Origin of the sequence: Arthrobacter sp. Soil736, from assembly GCF_001428005.1 — a bacterium.
In the GTDB taxonomy this organism is placed as follows: Bacteria; Actinomycetota; Actinomycetes; order Actinomycetales; family Micrococcaceae; genus Arthrobacter.
Genome location: NZ_LMSB01000074.1, coordinates 92757 through 106023, shown reverse-complemented (window position 1 = coordinate 106023; position 13267 = coordinate 92757). Strand labels below are relative to the sequence as shown.

At 68.2% G+C, this 13267-nt stretch carries 14 protein-coding genes; 6 read left to right on the top strand and 8 right to left on the bottom strand.

The features are described from left to right. Positions 1–150 precede the first annotated feature (150 nt). Both rsgA and ASG92_RS26705 read right to left on the bottom strand, forming a co-directional pair. Positions 151–1293 (bottom strand): ribosome small subunit-dependent GTPase A, encoded by a 1143-nt coding sequence (gene rsgA / locus ASG92_RS26710; protein ID WP_056636037.1) that lies wholly within the window; start codon positions 1291–1293, stop codon positions 151–153. A 402-nt stretch (positions 1294–1695) separates the two neighbouring features. Then, positions 1696–2148, bottom strand: a complete 453-nt coding sequence (locus ASG92_RS26705; RefSeq protein ID WP_056636035.1) for an NUDIX domain-containing protein — start codon at positions 2146–2148, stop codon at positions 1696–1698. 58 nt (positions 2149–2206) lie between these two features. On the opposite strand from ASG92_RS26705, the gene ASG92_RS26700 reads away from it, so the two are divergent. Further along, positions 2207–3277 carry a pirin family protein gene (locus ASG92_RS26700; RefSeq protein ID WP_056636033.1) on the top strand — a complete coding sequence of 357 codons (1071 nt, stop codon included), beginning with the start codon at positions 2207–2209 and terminating at the stop codon, positions 3275–3277. A gap of 36 nt (positions 3278–3313) precedes the next feature. Here ASG92_RS26700 and ASG92_RS26695 read toward each other — a convergent pair whose 3' ends face one another. Next, positions 3314–4204 carry a BadF/BadG/BcrA/BcrD ATPase family protein gene (locus ASG92_RS26695; RefSeq protein ID WP_240987333.1) on the bottom strand — a complete coding sequence of 297 codons (891 nt, stop codon included), beginning with the start codon at positions 4202–4204 and terminating at the stop codon, positions 3314–3316. 90 nt (positions 4205–4294) lie between these two features. Between ASG92_RS26695 and ASG92_RS26690 the strand changes: the two genes are divergently transcribed. Continuing rightward, a complete protein-coding gene (locus ASG92_RS26690) occupies positions 4295–5326 on the top strand; it encodes a nitronate monooxygenase (RefSeq protein ID WP_200952105.1) in 1032 nt (343 codons plus the stop codon). Here ASG92_RS26690 and ASG92_RS26685 read toward each other — a convergent pair. After that, positions 5323–6351, bottom strand: a complete 1029-nt coding sequence (locus ASG92_RS26685) for a LysR family transcriptional regulator (RefSeq protein WP_056636025.1) — start codon at positions 6349–6351, stop codon at positions 5323–5325. The two genes, ASG92_RS26690 and ASG92_RS26685, sit on opposite strands and share 4 nt — an antisense overlap. A gap of 208 nt (positions 6352–6559) precedes the next feature. Here ASG92_RS26685 and ASG92_RS26680 point away from each other — a divergent pair, with 208 nt between their 5' ends. Further along, positions 6560–7861 carry an MFS transporter gene (locus ASG92_RS26680; protein WP_240987330.1) on the top strand — a complete coding sequence of 434 codons (1302 nt, stop codon included), beginning with the start codon at positions 6560–6562 and terminating at the stop codon, positions 7859–7861. Here the strand turns inward: ASG92_RS26680 and ASG92_RS26675 are convergent. Then, positions 7858–9021, bottom strand: coding sequence for a PLP-dependent aspartate aminotransferase family protein (locus ASG92_RS26675; protein ID WP_056636021.1), 1164 nt, complete (start codon positions 9019–9021; stop codon positions 7858–7860). The genes ASG92_RS26680 and ASG92_RS26675 overlap by 4 nt on opposite strands. A 133-nt stretch (positions 9022–9154) precedes the next feature. On the opposite strand from ASG92_RS26675, the gene ASG92_RS26670 reads away from it, so the two are divergent. Beyond that, positions 9155–9667 carry an Lrp/AsnC family transcriptional regulator gene (locus tag ASG92_RS26670; RefSeq protein WP_056636019.1) on the top strand — a complete coding sequence of 171 codons (513 nt, stop codon included), beginning with the start codon at positions 9155–9157 and terminating at the stop codon, positions 9665–9667. A gap of 60 nt (positions 9668–9727) precedes the next feature. On the opposite strand, the gene ASG92_RS26665 is transcribed toward ASG92_RS26670, so the two are convergent. From ASG92_RS26665 to ASG92_RS26655, 3 genes are all read right to left on the bottom strand, one after another. Further along, on the bottom strand, positions 9728–9967 hold the full coding sequence (locus ASG92_RS26665) for a hypothetical protein (protein ID WP_056636016.1): 240 nt from the start codon (positions 9965–9967) through the stop codon (positions 9728–9730). After that, a complete protein-coding gene (locus ASG92_RS26660; protein WP_056636013.1) occupies positions 9964–10674 on the bottom strand; it encodes a helix-turn-helix domain-containing protein in 711 nt (236 codons plus the stop codon). The genes ASG92_RS26665 and ASG92_RS26660 overlap by 4 nt, the downstream gene beginning before the upstream one ends. A 147-nt stretch (positions 10675–10821) precedes the next feature. Next, positions 10822–12090 (bottom strand): MFS transporter, encoded by a 1269-nt coding sequence (locus ASG92_RS26655; protein WP_056636010.1) that lies wholly within the window; start codon positions 12088–12090, stop codon positions 10822–10824. Between the two features lie 153 nt (positions 12091–12243). Here ASG92_RS26655 and ASG92_RS26650 point away from each other — a divergent pair, with 153 nt between their 5' ends. Continuing rightward, a complete protein-coding gene (locus ASG92_RS26650; protein ID WP_056636007.1) occupies positions 12244–12777 on the top strand; it encodes an Lrp/AsnC family transcriptional regulator in 534 nt (177 codons plus the stop codon). A 40-nt stretch (positions 12778–12817) separates the two neighbouring features. After that, positions 12818–13243: a DUF1761 domain-containing protein gene (locus tag ASG92_RS26645; protein ID WP_056636004.1), complete on the top strand. Its 426-nt coding sequence runs from the start codon at positions 12818–12820 to the stop codon at positions 13241–13243. Positions 13244–13267 lie beyond the last annotated feature (24 nt).

Sequence of the window (13267 nt, the reverse complement as noted above, 5' to 3'; positions counted from 1 at the left end):
GGCAACATCGGACGGTCAAGCGAACTGATCATAAGCACGCTGATTTTTGGGTGTAAAGCACGTCTTGACAAAGCGTAACCAGTGCCGGACGCAAAGCAACCGCCGACGCGGATACCGTAATCATTCGGAGACAACGCCGGTCCGGATGGGTCAGCGTTTGCCGTACCTTTCAGCTGCGCGCTGACTCCTTCCCGCCACGGCCACTTTCTGGTGCCATTCCCGCTGGTACGCCCTCCGCGCCGCCGCATCATGCCTCCGGTTCAGGGCCGCGAGTTCGCGCTGCAGCTTCAGGTAGCTGGCCCACCGCCGCGTATCGAGCGTTTCGTCCTCCAGCGCGGCGCGGACAGCACAGCCCGGCTCCCTATCGTGGGCACAGTTGGAAAATCGGCACTTCCCGAAGAGCTCTTCCAGGTCGCCGAACATCTCGCCCATGCCGTCGTCCGCGTCGAAGAGCCCGAACCCGCGCACGCCCGGCGTGTCCATGAGCACGGCGCCGTTGGGCAGCGGCACGAGCTCCCGCGACGTGGTGGTGTGCCGTCCCCGGCCATCGGCGGCCCGCACGTCCCCCGTCGACTGGACGTCGTGGCCTGCGAGCGCGTTGATGAGCGTGGACTTGCCGGCGCCGGAGGGGCCTAGCAGCACGAGCGTCCGTCCCGGCAGCACGTGCGCGAGCAGCTCGTCCAGCCCGTCGCCCTGTTCGGCCGATGTGGTGACCACGTCGACGCCGGATGCCTGCAGGATGACTTTCCCGACGACGTCGTCCGCGATGTCCGCCAGGTCCGCCTTCGTGATGATCACGAGGGGCGTGGCGCCGGAGTCCCAGGCAGCAACGAGGGTCCGTTCCAGCCTGTTGTGGGTCAGCGGGCGGTCCACCGGCACCACCACGCCCACCACATCGATGTTGGCGGCGAGGACCTGGGCTTCGGAGGAAGCTTCGTAGGCGCGCTTGCGGCTCAGCTCCGAAGATCGGGGCAGCATGCCGACGATTGAGGGTTCGCCCGCCCGGTTGGGCCCGAGCCAGACCCAGTCGCCGGCCGACGGCACCATCGGAGGCGCCCCCGTGTAGGCCGTCGGATGCGTGCCGGCCGACGGATGCCTGCCGGCCGTCGGGTAGGGCAGGCGCATGAGGCCGTCCGCGGTGGCGGCCACCACGCGGTTGCGGTCGACCCGCACCACGCGCGCCGGAACGTCACCGCCGTCAACGGGATGGGCTGCAAAATGCAGCGCGGCGGCCTCCGTGAAGCCGTAGCGGACAGGCCCCCTCAGCCCTCCCGGGGCAGGGTGGCGGTCCATGGACGGTCGTGGATTGTCGGTGATCTGTTGAACTTGGCATGCCGAATTGCCTGAAGGATTTTTCACTGTGAACCTCGGGTGGGGCCCCGGGGCGCCATACCTGCTTCCGCAACAGGACGTCGTGCCTGGTGAATGGCGGGTGCGGAGGCTGCGGCTGTGTGCCGCTCAGGCGGTGCGCAGTACCGGGGCAGGAGTAATGAAGGAGTTCTCGGTGCGCGTTGCGCGCAGGAATGCTGCAATCATCAGGTCCACCTCCCCGCTGCGAAGTTCATGCCGGAATCGAAGCCGCCGGGCCGAAACATCCGGAGACTCCCCTAGGATAGCCAGCCCCCGCCGGCCTGGCTAGGGAATCACGCTGGAGAATCGCGCTGGGAGTCCGTCCAGGGAATCCGCCAGGGAAAATCACTCAAGTTTGCCGTTGACCGGCCGCTCGCTGAACAGCCGCAGGGCCGCATCAACCAGGGAAACCCGGTTGAGCGAGCCGACCTCGCTCAAGGGTATCCACGCGGCGTGGGTGGTGGTGCCTTCCACTTCATGGCTGAGCTCCCCGCCGGTCACGGTTGCCTCGTACACCAGCCGGAGGGACTGGAAGTCCCTGTCGATTCCGTCCAGCCTGGTGCCCGCCGGCCAATGGCCGACGTCGATCCCGAGCATGGGGCCGATCTCTGCGTGGTAGCCCGTTTCCTCAAAGATCTCCCGCACGCAGCCGTCCACCGGATGTTCGGCGAGGTCCAGGCCGCCCCCGGGAAGCGTCCAGCCTTCCTTGCCGTCCTGCTTCCAGTACGCGAGCAGGATGGCGCCGTCGCGGATGATGACCGCGTAGGCGGCAGGCCGGGTGTCGAAATGAACGCTCATGAATCCAGCGTAGCCCCGGTCCTATGCCGGCCGAGGGCCGCGGTCCTAGAGTGGGACTGTGACGAATCTGGAGGTCCTCCCGCAGGAGGAAGTGTGCCCGCCGGCGGGCCCGGGCGCCGGCACCGGAACCGGCCCCTGCGTGCAGTTGTGGCCGGCGCGCGAGGTGCCGCTGGGCGGCATCCGCGGCATGAATGTGCTGCGAACCCTGCCGCAGCGTGGCCTGCCGACCGTGGGCGCTTGGTGTTTCCTGGACAGCTTTGGCCCGGACCGGACGGCGATGTCCGTGCTGCCGCATCCGCACACCGGGCTGCAGACTGTCACCTGGCCGCTGGCCGGGCAGGTCAGGCACCGGGACAGCGTGGGCAGCGACGTCATCGTCCGCCCGGGTGAACTCAACATCATGACGGCCGGCTACGGAGTTGCGCACTCCGAGTTCGCCGTCCTGCCTGCAGCAGTGGCTGCAGCAGGCGACGGCGGGGCTCACGGCGGCAACGCGGACGACGGCGGGGCGCAGCTTCCGGTGCAGCGCGGCCTTCAGCTCTGGGTGGCCCTGCCTGACGCCGAAAGAAACCGGCCTCCAGCCTTCGAACAGCACCGCGATCTGCCGACCGTTCGCGGTCCCGGGTTCGACGCAACGGTGATGGTGGGGAGTTTTGCCGGCGGCTCCTCACCGGCCACGATGTACACGCCGATCGTGGGGGCGGAAGTCCGGTGCGACGGTGCCGCGTCGCTGCCGCTCAATCCGGAGTTCGAGCACGCCGTCCTGGTCCTGGACGGCGGCCTGACGGTGGACGGCCAGGACATCGGGCCCGGCCCGCTGGGCTACCTGGGCGAGGGGCGTGAGGTGCTCCGCGTGGACGCAATGCCGGATACCCGCTTCCTCCTGATTGGCGGTGAGCCCCTCCAGGAGGAGCTGCTCATGTGGTGGAACTTCGTGGGCAGGACCCATGAGGAGGTTGCGCAGGCACGGGCCGACTGGGAAGCCCAGGCAACGCTGCCCGACGCGGCCGCCGCGGCTGCCCGGTTCGGGCTGGTCCGCGGGCACGGTCCGGACGCCGGGCGCGAGGCCGGCAGGATCCCCGCACCGCCCCTGCCCGGCGTGCAGCTCAGGCCGCGGACCCGGTCCTGATCCGTTCGCTGCACTGTTGGGCCGGAGGCACGTCCGTCAGCCCTGTTCGCCCACCAGTTGCAGGACGCCGAAGACGGGATCCCGGTCAAGCACGCGAACGTCCGTGACGCCGGCCGCTGCGAGCCGGTTCCGGAATGCGTCCTGGAGCCGGACAACGTTCATGCCGAGCCCGCTTCCGAGGATGACCGGGCCGTCGAGCCTGAGCTGCCGCAATACCTGTGCCGCCATGTCGGCGAGGTCATGGCCTGCCTGGTCAACGAGCTGCTGGCTGATCCGGTGGCCGAAGTCTGCGGCCTCCACCACCAGCCTGGCCTGCTGCGCCCAGTAGCGGCGGCCCGTGGCGGAGGAGTGGAACAGGGCGATCAGCTTGTTGGGATCGTCCACGCCGCAGGACTCGAGCAGTGCCCTGGTGAGCTCGTCCGGCTCCAGGCCCTGATTCATGCGGCGAAGGCTGTGCCGGACTGCCTCCCGGCCCAGCCAGTAGCCGCTGCCTTCGTCACCCAGGAGGTAGCCCCAGCCGCCGGCCCGTGCTTCTTCGCCCTGCCCGTTCCGCCCCCACGCCGCCGAGCCCGTGCCTGCGATGACGGCCACGCCGTTGCTTGCTCCGCCGGCGGCCAGCAGCAGGCGGGAGTCATGGACCACGGTGATCCTGGCCCCGGGAACGTGTGGTTCGATGAGGGCTGCCAGGGCGGCCGCGTCCTCGTCCGTGTCGATCCCGCCGGCACCGGCGTAGACGTAGGACACGGCGCCCTGGCCTATTTTGGCGAAGAGTTCCGCCAGGTGTGCCGCCGCTTCTTCGCGGCTGACATTCTGCACGTTCGAGCTTCCGACGCTTTCGTCGGCGACGGGTTCGCCGTGTTCGAAGCGGACTCCCCTCGTTTTGGTGCCCCCGATGTCCAGGCCGATCACGACGTCGTGGGATTGCAGTGCGCGGCCGGAAGGAACAGACTGCGCATCGGGTAGGTTGTCAGAGTTAGTCACCCGAACAGCCTACTGACTCGCCTCAAGGAGCAGACAATGCCCCATCCCCTGTTTGGCACCCGGATCATCGCGGCGCCCATGGCCGGCGGGACGTCGACTCCCGGCTTCGTCGCAGCAGTTCACCGCGCCGGCGGCCTCGGCTTCCTCGCGGCCGGGTACAAGACTGTCCCGGCGATGAGTGAAGAGATGCGCGCCGCACGCGAGGCGGGCATCAGGTTCGGCATGAACGTCTTCGTGCCCGATCCCGCACAGCTGCACCCCTCCCCCGAGGATGTGGACCGGCTGGAGCAGTACCGGCTCAGCCTGCGCGGGGATGCCGACCGCTACGGCGTCAGCCTCCCGCTGCTGAGGCTTGACGACGACGATCACTGGCAGGGCAAGATCGACGAACTGCTGCTACACCCTGTTGAGCTGGTCACCTTCACGTTCGGCCTGCCGGAATCAGCGGTTGTGGCCGCCCTCCGGCGGGCGGGCTCGGCGGTTCTTGCCACCGTTACCAGCAGGGCCGAGGCGGAGCTGGCCGCGGACCGCGGCGTCGACGCACTGGTGGTGCAGCACAGCAGCGCCGGCGCACACAGCGGCGCCTTCCTGGCGGACCGCCGGCCGGCTGGGACACCACCTTCGACGGCGGAGCTGGTCCGGGAGGTGGGTGCCGCCGTCGGCCTCCCGCTGATAGCTGCCGGTGCCGTGTCCGACGCGGCGGCCGTGACGTCGGTGCTCGCCGCCGGCGCGGAAGCGGCGCAGGTGGGGACTGTCCTCCTGCGGACCGACGAGAGCGGCGCCCGGCAGTTGCACAAGGACGCCCTGGGGGCCGCACGGTTTACGGAAACGAGGCTGACCCGCGCTTTCACGGGACGTTACGCGCGCGCCCTGGTCAACGACTTCGTCCGCGACCATGGGGACGCCCCGGACGGATATCCGGCCATCCACCACCTGACGGCCCCCATCCGCGCGGCCGCGGCGGCCGCCGGGGATCCGGAACGCGTGAATCTGTGGGCTGGTACCGGATGGCGCACGGCCCGGACCGGCCCCGTGGCGGATGCCATCAGCGGCCTCCTGGGAGGCTAGCGCACTCCCCCGGGAGAGACGTGGCCCGGTTCCCGAAGGTCGGGTCCCCGAAAGTCAGCTCCCGAACGTGCACGGACCAGGCCGGCCAGGAGCGCCGGGCCGTCCGCCAGCACCAGCTCCCGGAAGAGCCGCACCGGGTCCGGCTCGGTGTCGCGCGCGCTTCGGCGTTCGCGCCAGGCAATGCCGATTTCCCGGACAGCGAGCCCGGATTCCAGCGGGATTTCCACCCAGCCCAGACCGCCGGCCGCGTCGCTCGCCGGCCCGCCGCCCGGAGGCAGGATACTGACCCCAAGCCCGGCGGACACCAGCCCGCGGACCGTGTGGGTATCCTGGCTTTCGAACGCGATCCGGGGCCGGAATCCTGCCTCCCGGAACATTGCATCCGTGAGGGACCGCAAGCCATATCCCGGCCCGAGTGCAACAAAGGGATCTTTCCGGATGTCGGCCAGGCCTGCGCTCTTCCGGCCGGCCAGCCGGTGCCGGTGATGCACGACGAGCCGCAGCGGTTCCCGGTACAGTGCGGCCGAGCCGATGGTCCGGCCGGCCGCCGCCACCGGGGCGGTCAGGGCAAAGTCGGCCTGGCCGGAGGCCAGCTCGGCAAGGCAGCTGTCCCGGGAGCCCTGGCTGAGGTCGAATTCCGTCTGCGGGTGGCGGTTCCGGAATGCGCTGATCAGCAGCGGCAGCGTTGCCTCACCGAACGTGTGCTGGAAGGTCACGGCTATCCGGCCGCGGACCACTTCGGAGTCATGCCGCACCAGGTCAAGGCCCGTGCGGAAGTCCGCGAGCGCAGATTCAACGTACGGCAGCAGGGCCTTGGCCGCCGGCGTCAGGCGGACGCCCCGGCCTTCACGGATGAGCAGTTCCGTGCCCACGATGGCACTGGCGCGGGCCAGTGCCCGGCTCACGGTGGACTGCGGAACACCGAGAAGTTCGGCGGTTTCCGTGATGTGCTGCGTGCGGCCAAGCTCGGCGAGCAGCGGAAGAATCGGCAGCAGCTGCACGAGCTGCCTGTGCTGTAGGTCCATGGCTCCCCGACTCAGGAAATTCATCCGTTTTCGCCATGATTTCTAGCTGAATCATGCATTGGATGCTTAGTCAGCATAGATCTACGCTGGAAAAATGCCAACGCCCACCCCCAAGCCAGCGCCCACCAAGGCAACATCCAGAAAGCCAGCGCCCACCAAGGCAACATCCAGAAAGCCAGCGCCCGGCAACCCAGCGTCCACTAGGCCAGTGTCCGGCGGGCCCAGGCCTGGCCTCCCGGATCAGCCGCGGTGGGAAGGGCACGCGAAAGGTTCGTCGGCGTATGGCAAGGTCCTCGGCGGGCTGGCGTTCGCGGGGGTGGCGACCTTCGCACAGCTCTACTCGACGCAGGCGGTGCTTCCGGTCATGGCGGCGGAACTCCGGGTCACGGCCGCGGAAGCGGCACTGACCATTTCACTGGCCACCGTGGGGCTTGCCGTCACCGTAATCCCGTGGTCCTTCCTGGCGGACCGGATCGGGCGTGTCCGGGCCATGGCCTGGGGAATCTCGGCTGCGACCGTGCTCGGACTGCTGGTTCCGCTGGCCACTTCGTTTCCCATGCTGCTGGGGCTCCGAATGCTCGAGGGCATGGCACTGGGTGGCATCCCGGCGATCGCCATCGCCTACCTGAACGAGGAGATCAACAGGGCGCATGCGGCGATGGCTGCGGGCAGCTACGTTGCCGGCACCACCCTGGGCGGCCTTGCCGGCAGGCTCGTGGCCGGCCCGGTGGGCGAATTGTGGGGATGGCGCGCCGCCGCGTTCGCGGTATCCGTACTGGCCACCGTCGCCGCCGTCCTGTTCCTGGTGCTTGTGCCCCAGGCCCGGGGATTCAGCCCGGCCAAGGCCAGCGGCTTCCGCGGAGCAGCCCGGACGCTGGCCGGGCATCTCCGTAATCCGGGACTGCTGGCCCTCTACGTGCAGGCGTTCCTGCTGATGGGCGGCTTCGTGGCGGTTTACAACTACCTGGGATTCCGGCTCTCCGGCGAGCCTTTCAGCCTCCCCGCCACTGTTATCAGCCTGATCTTCCTGGCCTACCTTTCCGGAACAGTGACCTCCCGCTGGGCCGGCGGGCTGACACAGCGGTTCGGCCGGCGGAACGTGCTGCTGGCCGGAATTCTGCTGATGTCGGCAGGCCTTGCCCTGACGCTCACCCAGGTTCTGGTGCTCATCCTGGCCGGGCTCGTGGTCTTTACGGGCGGCTTCTTTGCGGCCCACAGCATCGGCGCGGGGTGGACAGGAGCCATCGCCGTTTCAGGCCGCGCACAGGCCGCGTCGCTGTACAACCTTGCCTACTACCTGGGCTCCAGCATCATCGGCTGGGCCGGCGGACTGGTGTTCCAGTCGCTCGGCTGGACAGCCCTGGCCGTTACCGTGATCGCCCTGGGATGCACGACGGCGGTGATCACCGCCGTCGTGCATCCTGCCTCAGCGGGCAATCCGGCCCCGCGTCCCCCGCACGCCGCACGCCGGAATAACCCGGCAGGGCAGCAAAACCCGGCGGGTGGCTAGCGCGTTCCTTCGATCGCCTGGATGAGGTCTTCGAGGATGTCCGTGGCGTCTTCGAGCCCCACGGAGACGCGGAGGAGGCTCGCATGCGGCTTGGCACTGTCCGCCACCGGGCGGTGGGTGAGGCCCGCGGGATGCTGGATGAGGGTGTCGATTCCGCCCAGGGAGACGGCATGCGTGATCATCCGGACAGCCGACGGGACTCGCCCTGCATGCCCGGCACTGGGCAACTCCAGGGCGATCAGCGATCCCGGCCCTGACATCTGGGTGCCCACCAGGCCGTTCGGATCACATTCGGGCAGGCCCGGGTAGTAGACGGTGCGCACCAGCTCGTGCCCGCTGAGCCCGGCGGCCACTTTGTGGGCAGTGGCCTGCTGCGCCCGCACGCGGACAGGGAGCGTGGCAAGCCCGCGGTGCAGCAGATAGGCCGGCAGGGGCGTGAGGATGCCGCCGGTGATGGCCCTTACCTGGCGAAGGCGGCTGGCCCATTCCGGCGACGCCGCCACCACACCGCCCATGGCATCGCCGTGGCCGCCCATGAAGTTCGTGGCACTGTGCAGCACGAGGGCCGCACCGTGCTCGAGCGGCCGCTGCAGTACTGGCGTGGCAAAGGTGTTGTCCACCAGCACAGGCACGCCGTCCGCGGCGGCCACAAGCGCTGCGATGTCCACGAGGTCCAGGCTCGGGTTGGCCGGGGTCTCCACCACAACCAATCCGGTATCGGGCCGGAGCGCCGCGCGGACCCCTTCCGCATCCGTAAACGTCACCTCGGTTCCGAGGACGCCGGACGCAAGGATGTGGTCACTGCCGCCGTACAGCGGCCGAACGGCCACTACGTGCTTTTTTCCGCCCGCCACCGATGCCAGCAACACGGCGCTCAGGGCAGCCATGCCGGTGGCGAACGCCACTGCTTCGGGGGCTCCCTCCAGGAGCGCCACGCCGGCCTCGAAACGTGCCACGGTGGGGTTCCACAGCCGCTGGTAAACGGTGCTTTGACCCTCAGCGTGCGGGCCGCCGGTTGCCAGGTGCTCGTAGGCAAGGCCTCCGTCCGCGACGGAGGGAAGCGGGGCAGTGGTGGAAAGGTCAATCGGAACGGCGTGGACGCCCTGGTCCGTGAGGCCGTCACGGCCGGCGTGAACTGCCAGCGAGTCGAGAGAAAGCACGGTACTCCTTGTGAATTATTCGCCATTGAATGCCGCAAGTATCTGGCAAATATTCGGATAGACACAGTGCCCATGAATGGATCGGCCGGAAAGTCGCGACTATGATGAACACAGAACACTTTGAGGAGGGTCCGTGAGCAGCATCGCGAAGAATATTCGGTCTGGGGCGGGAAATATCGAGCCGCTGGACGCCATCGATGAACGACTCCTGGCCGCCCTGGTCGACGACGCCCGGATCTCCAACAAGCAGCTGGCCGAAATGGTGGGCATCGCCCCCTCCACCGCGCTGATGCGCACCCGTGCGCTCTCCGAGCGGGGCATCATCCAGGGCTTTGAGGCCAAGCTGAGCCTGTCGGCAATCGGCCGCTCGGTCCAGGCCCTGATCGCCGTCCGGCTCCGCGCCCACGACCGCGAGCAGATCGACCGCTTCACGGCCCGCGTGCCTAAGCTGCCTGCGGTGCTGTCCACGTTCCACACCTCCGGTTCGGTGGACTACCTGCTGCACATCGCCGTCGCCACCACGGAGGACCTGCGCGACTGGGTCCTGGACAATCTGGCCACCGACCCTGTGGTGGGGCACACCGAAACCACCCTCGTGTTCGACCATATCCAGGGCAACCACGGGCCGCTGCCGGAACAGGACTAACCGGACGGGCCGGCGCAGGGCGGTCCAGGGCAAGGCGGCCCAGTCTTGCCTGCAGGTGACTCAGCGCTGGGGCGGCAGACCGGAGTGGGCGGTGCCCAGCATGTCGGCCCGGAGCACATTCAGTTCGTCGCGGCGCAGGGCGGCGGCCTCCAGTTGCCTCACCGTCTCCTCCGGGCGGGTGCGGCGGCTTTCCGCCCAGGCAACAAGCCCCGATCCCACGCGGACGGCCGCGGCTTCGATGAAGGACGCGCGCCGGGAGACGGAGCCCGGGACTGACCGGCTGATCGACAGAGCACTCATGGCTCTTTCCTTTCGGGACTTGTTCTCTTGGCGGAGGGTGTCTTCGCTGCTTTGCGTGCGCCGCGGCTCGTTGCCGTCGCCGGAACGCCAAGGATCGGGAATGCATTGAAATGGATCTGGACCGGCCGGGCATCTTCCTGCTCGCCCTCGTCGCGGATCTCCTCCAGCAGCCTGTGCCCGTAGGCCTCCACGGCGCGGGCGTACCGGCCCAACTGTTCGGCGTTCATCCGGGCATTGGAGGTGTTGATAGTCGCGGCGTGAAGCCAGTGGCTGTCCAGGGCATCCACGCCATGGGCCATGAAGTCGGCCAGTACCGCCTGGCGGCTGTGTTCAAACTCGCGGCTCACGAGCCGTGAGGCCTCCTCGGTGGCCGGTGAGCTGGCAAGTTCCGGGGACGAGACCTGCAGGGCGCCCCGGGGCCTTTCCCACCACCGCTCCCTGGCGGTCCCCTTCCCCTCGACCTCACGGACAAAATCGTGCTTGGCCAGTTGGCGCAGGTGATAGCTTGTGGAACCGCTGGACTCCCCCAGGAGCTCGCCAAGGCCGCAGGCAGTCTGGGCCCCATAGCGGGACAGCATCTCCAGGATCTGCACGCGGAGCGGGTGGGCGAGGGCCTTCAGGGACGCGGTGTCCATCTTGCGGACCGGAAACGGGAATTCCTCGACGCCGTTCGAGCCATCCCTGCCGGGCCGCGGGGTTGTTTCCATAGGCGAACGCTACGCTTGCAAAGAAACCTTTGCAAGGGTTTCTTTGCAACCCTTTCTTTGCAGCACATGCTTTGCAATCAAACCTTTGCAAAGTCGTCCCGCGCCGGCTTTTACGTTGGGCGTGTGCCCTCGCTCGGGCCGCCCGGTTCAAGACGGAGCCGCAGTCAGCGGCCCGTCCTCAGGCGGGCGAAGGCCCTGGCGCAGCGTCATCGCCGCCAGCACCCCGGCGGCCATGCCGCAGAGCACGACGAAACCCGCCACGGCCCCCTCAAGCCCATAGGCCGCCGTCGCGAGTCCCAGCCCGATGACCGGAACGGCACTTCCCAGATAGGTGATCACGTAAACCGTGCTGATGATCTGGGCGTGGCGCGACGCCTCCACCTTCCCGGCCACGTCATTGAAGACGGTCCGGAAGGCGATGCCCTGGCCGACGCCGGCCGCGAGGCTGGCAACGATCAGCAGCCAGGGATTGCTCCAGGCCGCCGCGGCGGCGATGAGCATCACTGACCCTCCCAGCACCGCCAGGCCGGCCGGCACAGCAAACCTGCCGCGGACGCCGACCAGCTGGCTCAGGGCGGAGGCACCGAGCGTAAGTCCGGAGAGCACGCCGATGAGGGGACGGGAATCAACTCCGACGATGCGGGCAAAGTACCCCGGCGCGAGGGAGAGGCAGAAACCAAAGACAGTGAAGCTGAGGAATCCGACGGCGGCAGCCAGCCAGAATGCTCCGCGCGCCTCGCGCGACACCGACGGGCGGCGCGGCGCCAGGGCCTTCAGCGGGCGGGGGCCGACGGCCGGCTTGATGGCGGGACGTGCCCGGAGCAGGTAGAGCGGGACCAGCAGCGCAAGGAGGACCAGGGAATGGATGAAGTAGGGCGTGGACGTGGGTCCCGGCAGCAGGGACAGCACTCCGCCGATCGCCGGACCGGCCGCCACTCCCCCAGCGGAGGCCAGCAGGGTGAACCGTGAGGCCCACTCGGGCCGCTCCGGCAAGAGCTCACGCAGGGCGGCGGAGCTGGCACCGGTGGCAAGGGCAACGGCGATGCCCTGGAGCGCACGGCCTGCACACAACGCGGGCAGGCTGTCGGCGTGCGCAAAAACGAAACCTCCCGCGAGCCCCGTCAGCACGGCGAGCAGCAGCGCCGCCCGGCGTCCGATGTGGTCAGACCAGTGGCCGGCCAGCATCAGGGTGGAGACGAGGGCCAGGACATAGGCGGAAAATGCGACAGTGACGCCGAGGGAGCTGATGCCCAGCTTGGCCTGCAGCAGCGGGTAGAGGGGCGTCGCCAGGTTTGCCCCCACCAGGAGGGTGAAGATGACGACGCCGGCCATCGCCAGCCGTGAGGTGTTGGACGCATCCCAACCCCAGCGGCCAGCGGCGGCCGGACGCATCCGAAGTTCGCTAAAGACGGTCATGCCCGTGCCCTTGCCTATGTTTCCGCGTCGCCCGCCCCTTGTGGGAGCTGCCCCGCGGAGGGAAATTGATATCTACAGAATGAGGCAGGAATGCGTACCATCACCTTGTTTCGTGGGAAAATTGATCAAAACCGTCAATCTTGGACCCAAAACATGAACCGGAGTGATGATTTGAACAGCCTGGACCCCACAGACCTCAAGATCCTGCTCGAACTGGTCCGCGATCCGCGGATCCAGATCGGCGAACTGAGCGACAAGCTCGGCATCGCGCGGAACACGGCACAATCGCGCGTCCGGCGGATGCTGCGCTCGGGCATACTGCACGACGGCGGCCGGGAGATCGACCTCGAATCGGTCGGCTACGACGTCGTCGCCTTCGTGACGATCGAGGTGACGCACCGGGAACTCGACGGCGTCGTGGGTGCCCTGCGGCTGATCCCCCAGGTCCTCGAGGTTCACGAAATCTCTGGCCGCGGCGACGTCTGGTGCCGCGTGGTGGCAACGGATACGCACAACCTGCAGGCCGCCCTGCGCTCGATCCTGCGGATCAAGGGGGTCATCCGGACCGAAACCGTGCTGGCGCTCCACACGCACATCCAGTACCGGACGGAGCCGCTGATCAGCCGGCTTGTCCAGGGAGCCTCAGTCCAGGGGGCTTCAGCCCTGCCGACACGGCCGGGCGGCTGACCCGGCGGCCCGGCACCCCGTTGGGGAATAGGATTCGAAGATGGATTGGCTCTCTTACATAACCCAAATCAACTGGCTCGCCGTGCTACTTGCCTTCATCGCCAGCATGGCAATCGGCTTTGTCTGGTACCTGCCGGCAGTGCTGGGAAACAGATGGATGGCAGCCATCGGCAAGACCGAAGAGGACCTCAAGAACACCGGGGGCGGAGCCGGCATCTGGATGCCCATGATGGTGGCAGCGGCACTGACAGCCGTCCTGCTCGCTGTGCTGATCGGCACGCTCGGGCTGGACAACGCGGTGGCCGGCGGGTGGTTTGCTCTGGTCCTTGCGGTTGTCTTCCGTGCCGGCGGGCACGTCATCCACAACGGCTTCGCCGGCCGGCCGGTAGCCGCGACGCTCATTGATTCCGGCCACGACGTGGCTGCGATGACAGCTGCCGGCGTCATCATCGGCGCAATGTCCTGATGCCCCTTAATGTCCTGAGCCCCC

Excerpts from the sequence above, each read along its gene's own strand:
- rsgA (WP_056636037.1), bottom strand. The coding sequence starts at position 1,293 with ATGGACCGCCACCCTGCCCCGGGAGGGCTGAGGGGGCCTGTCCGCTAC.
- ASG92_RS26705 (WP_056636035.1), bottom strand. The coding sequence starts at position 2,148 with ATGAGCGTTCATTTCGACACCCGGCCTGCCGCCTACGCGGTCATCATC.
- ASG92_RS26690 (WP_200952105.1), top strand. The coding sequence starts at position 4,295 with ATGCCCCATCCCCTGTTTGGCACCCGGATCATCGCGGCGCCCATGGCC.
- ASG92_RS26685 (WP_056636025.1), bottom strand. The coding sequence starts at position 6,351 with ATGGACCTACAGCACAGGCAGCTCGTGCAGCTGCTGCCGATTCTTCCG.
- ASG92_RS26665 (WP_056636016.1), bottom strand. The coding sequence starts at position 9,967 with ATGAGTGCTCTGTCGATCAGCCGGTCAGTCCCGGGCTCCGTCTCCCGG.
- ASG92_RS26660 (WP_056636013.1), bottom strand. The coding sequence starts at position 10,674 with ATGGAAACAACCCCGCGGCCCGGCAGGGATGGCTCGAACGGCGTCGAG.
- ASG92_RS26655 (WP_056636010.1), bottom strand. The coding sequence starts at position 12,090 with ATGACCGTCTTTAGCGAACTTCGGATGCGTCCGGCCGCCGCTGGCCGC.
- ASG92_RS26650 (WP_056636007.1), top strand. The coding sequence starts at position 12,244 with ATGAACCGGAGTGATGATTTGAACAGCCTGGACCCCACAGACCTCAAG.
- ASG92_RS26645 (WP_056636004.1), top strand. The coding sequence starts at position 12,818 with ATGGATTGGCTCTCTTACATAACCCAAATCAACTGGCTCGCCGTGCTA.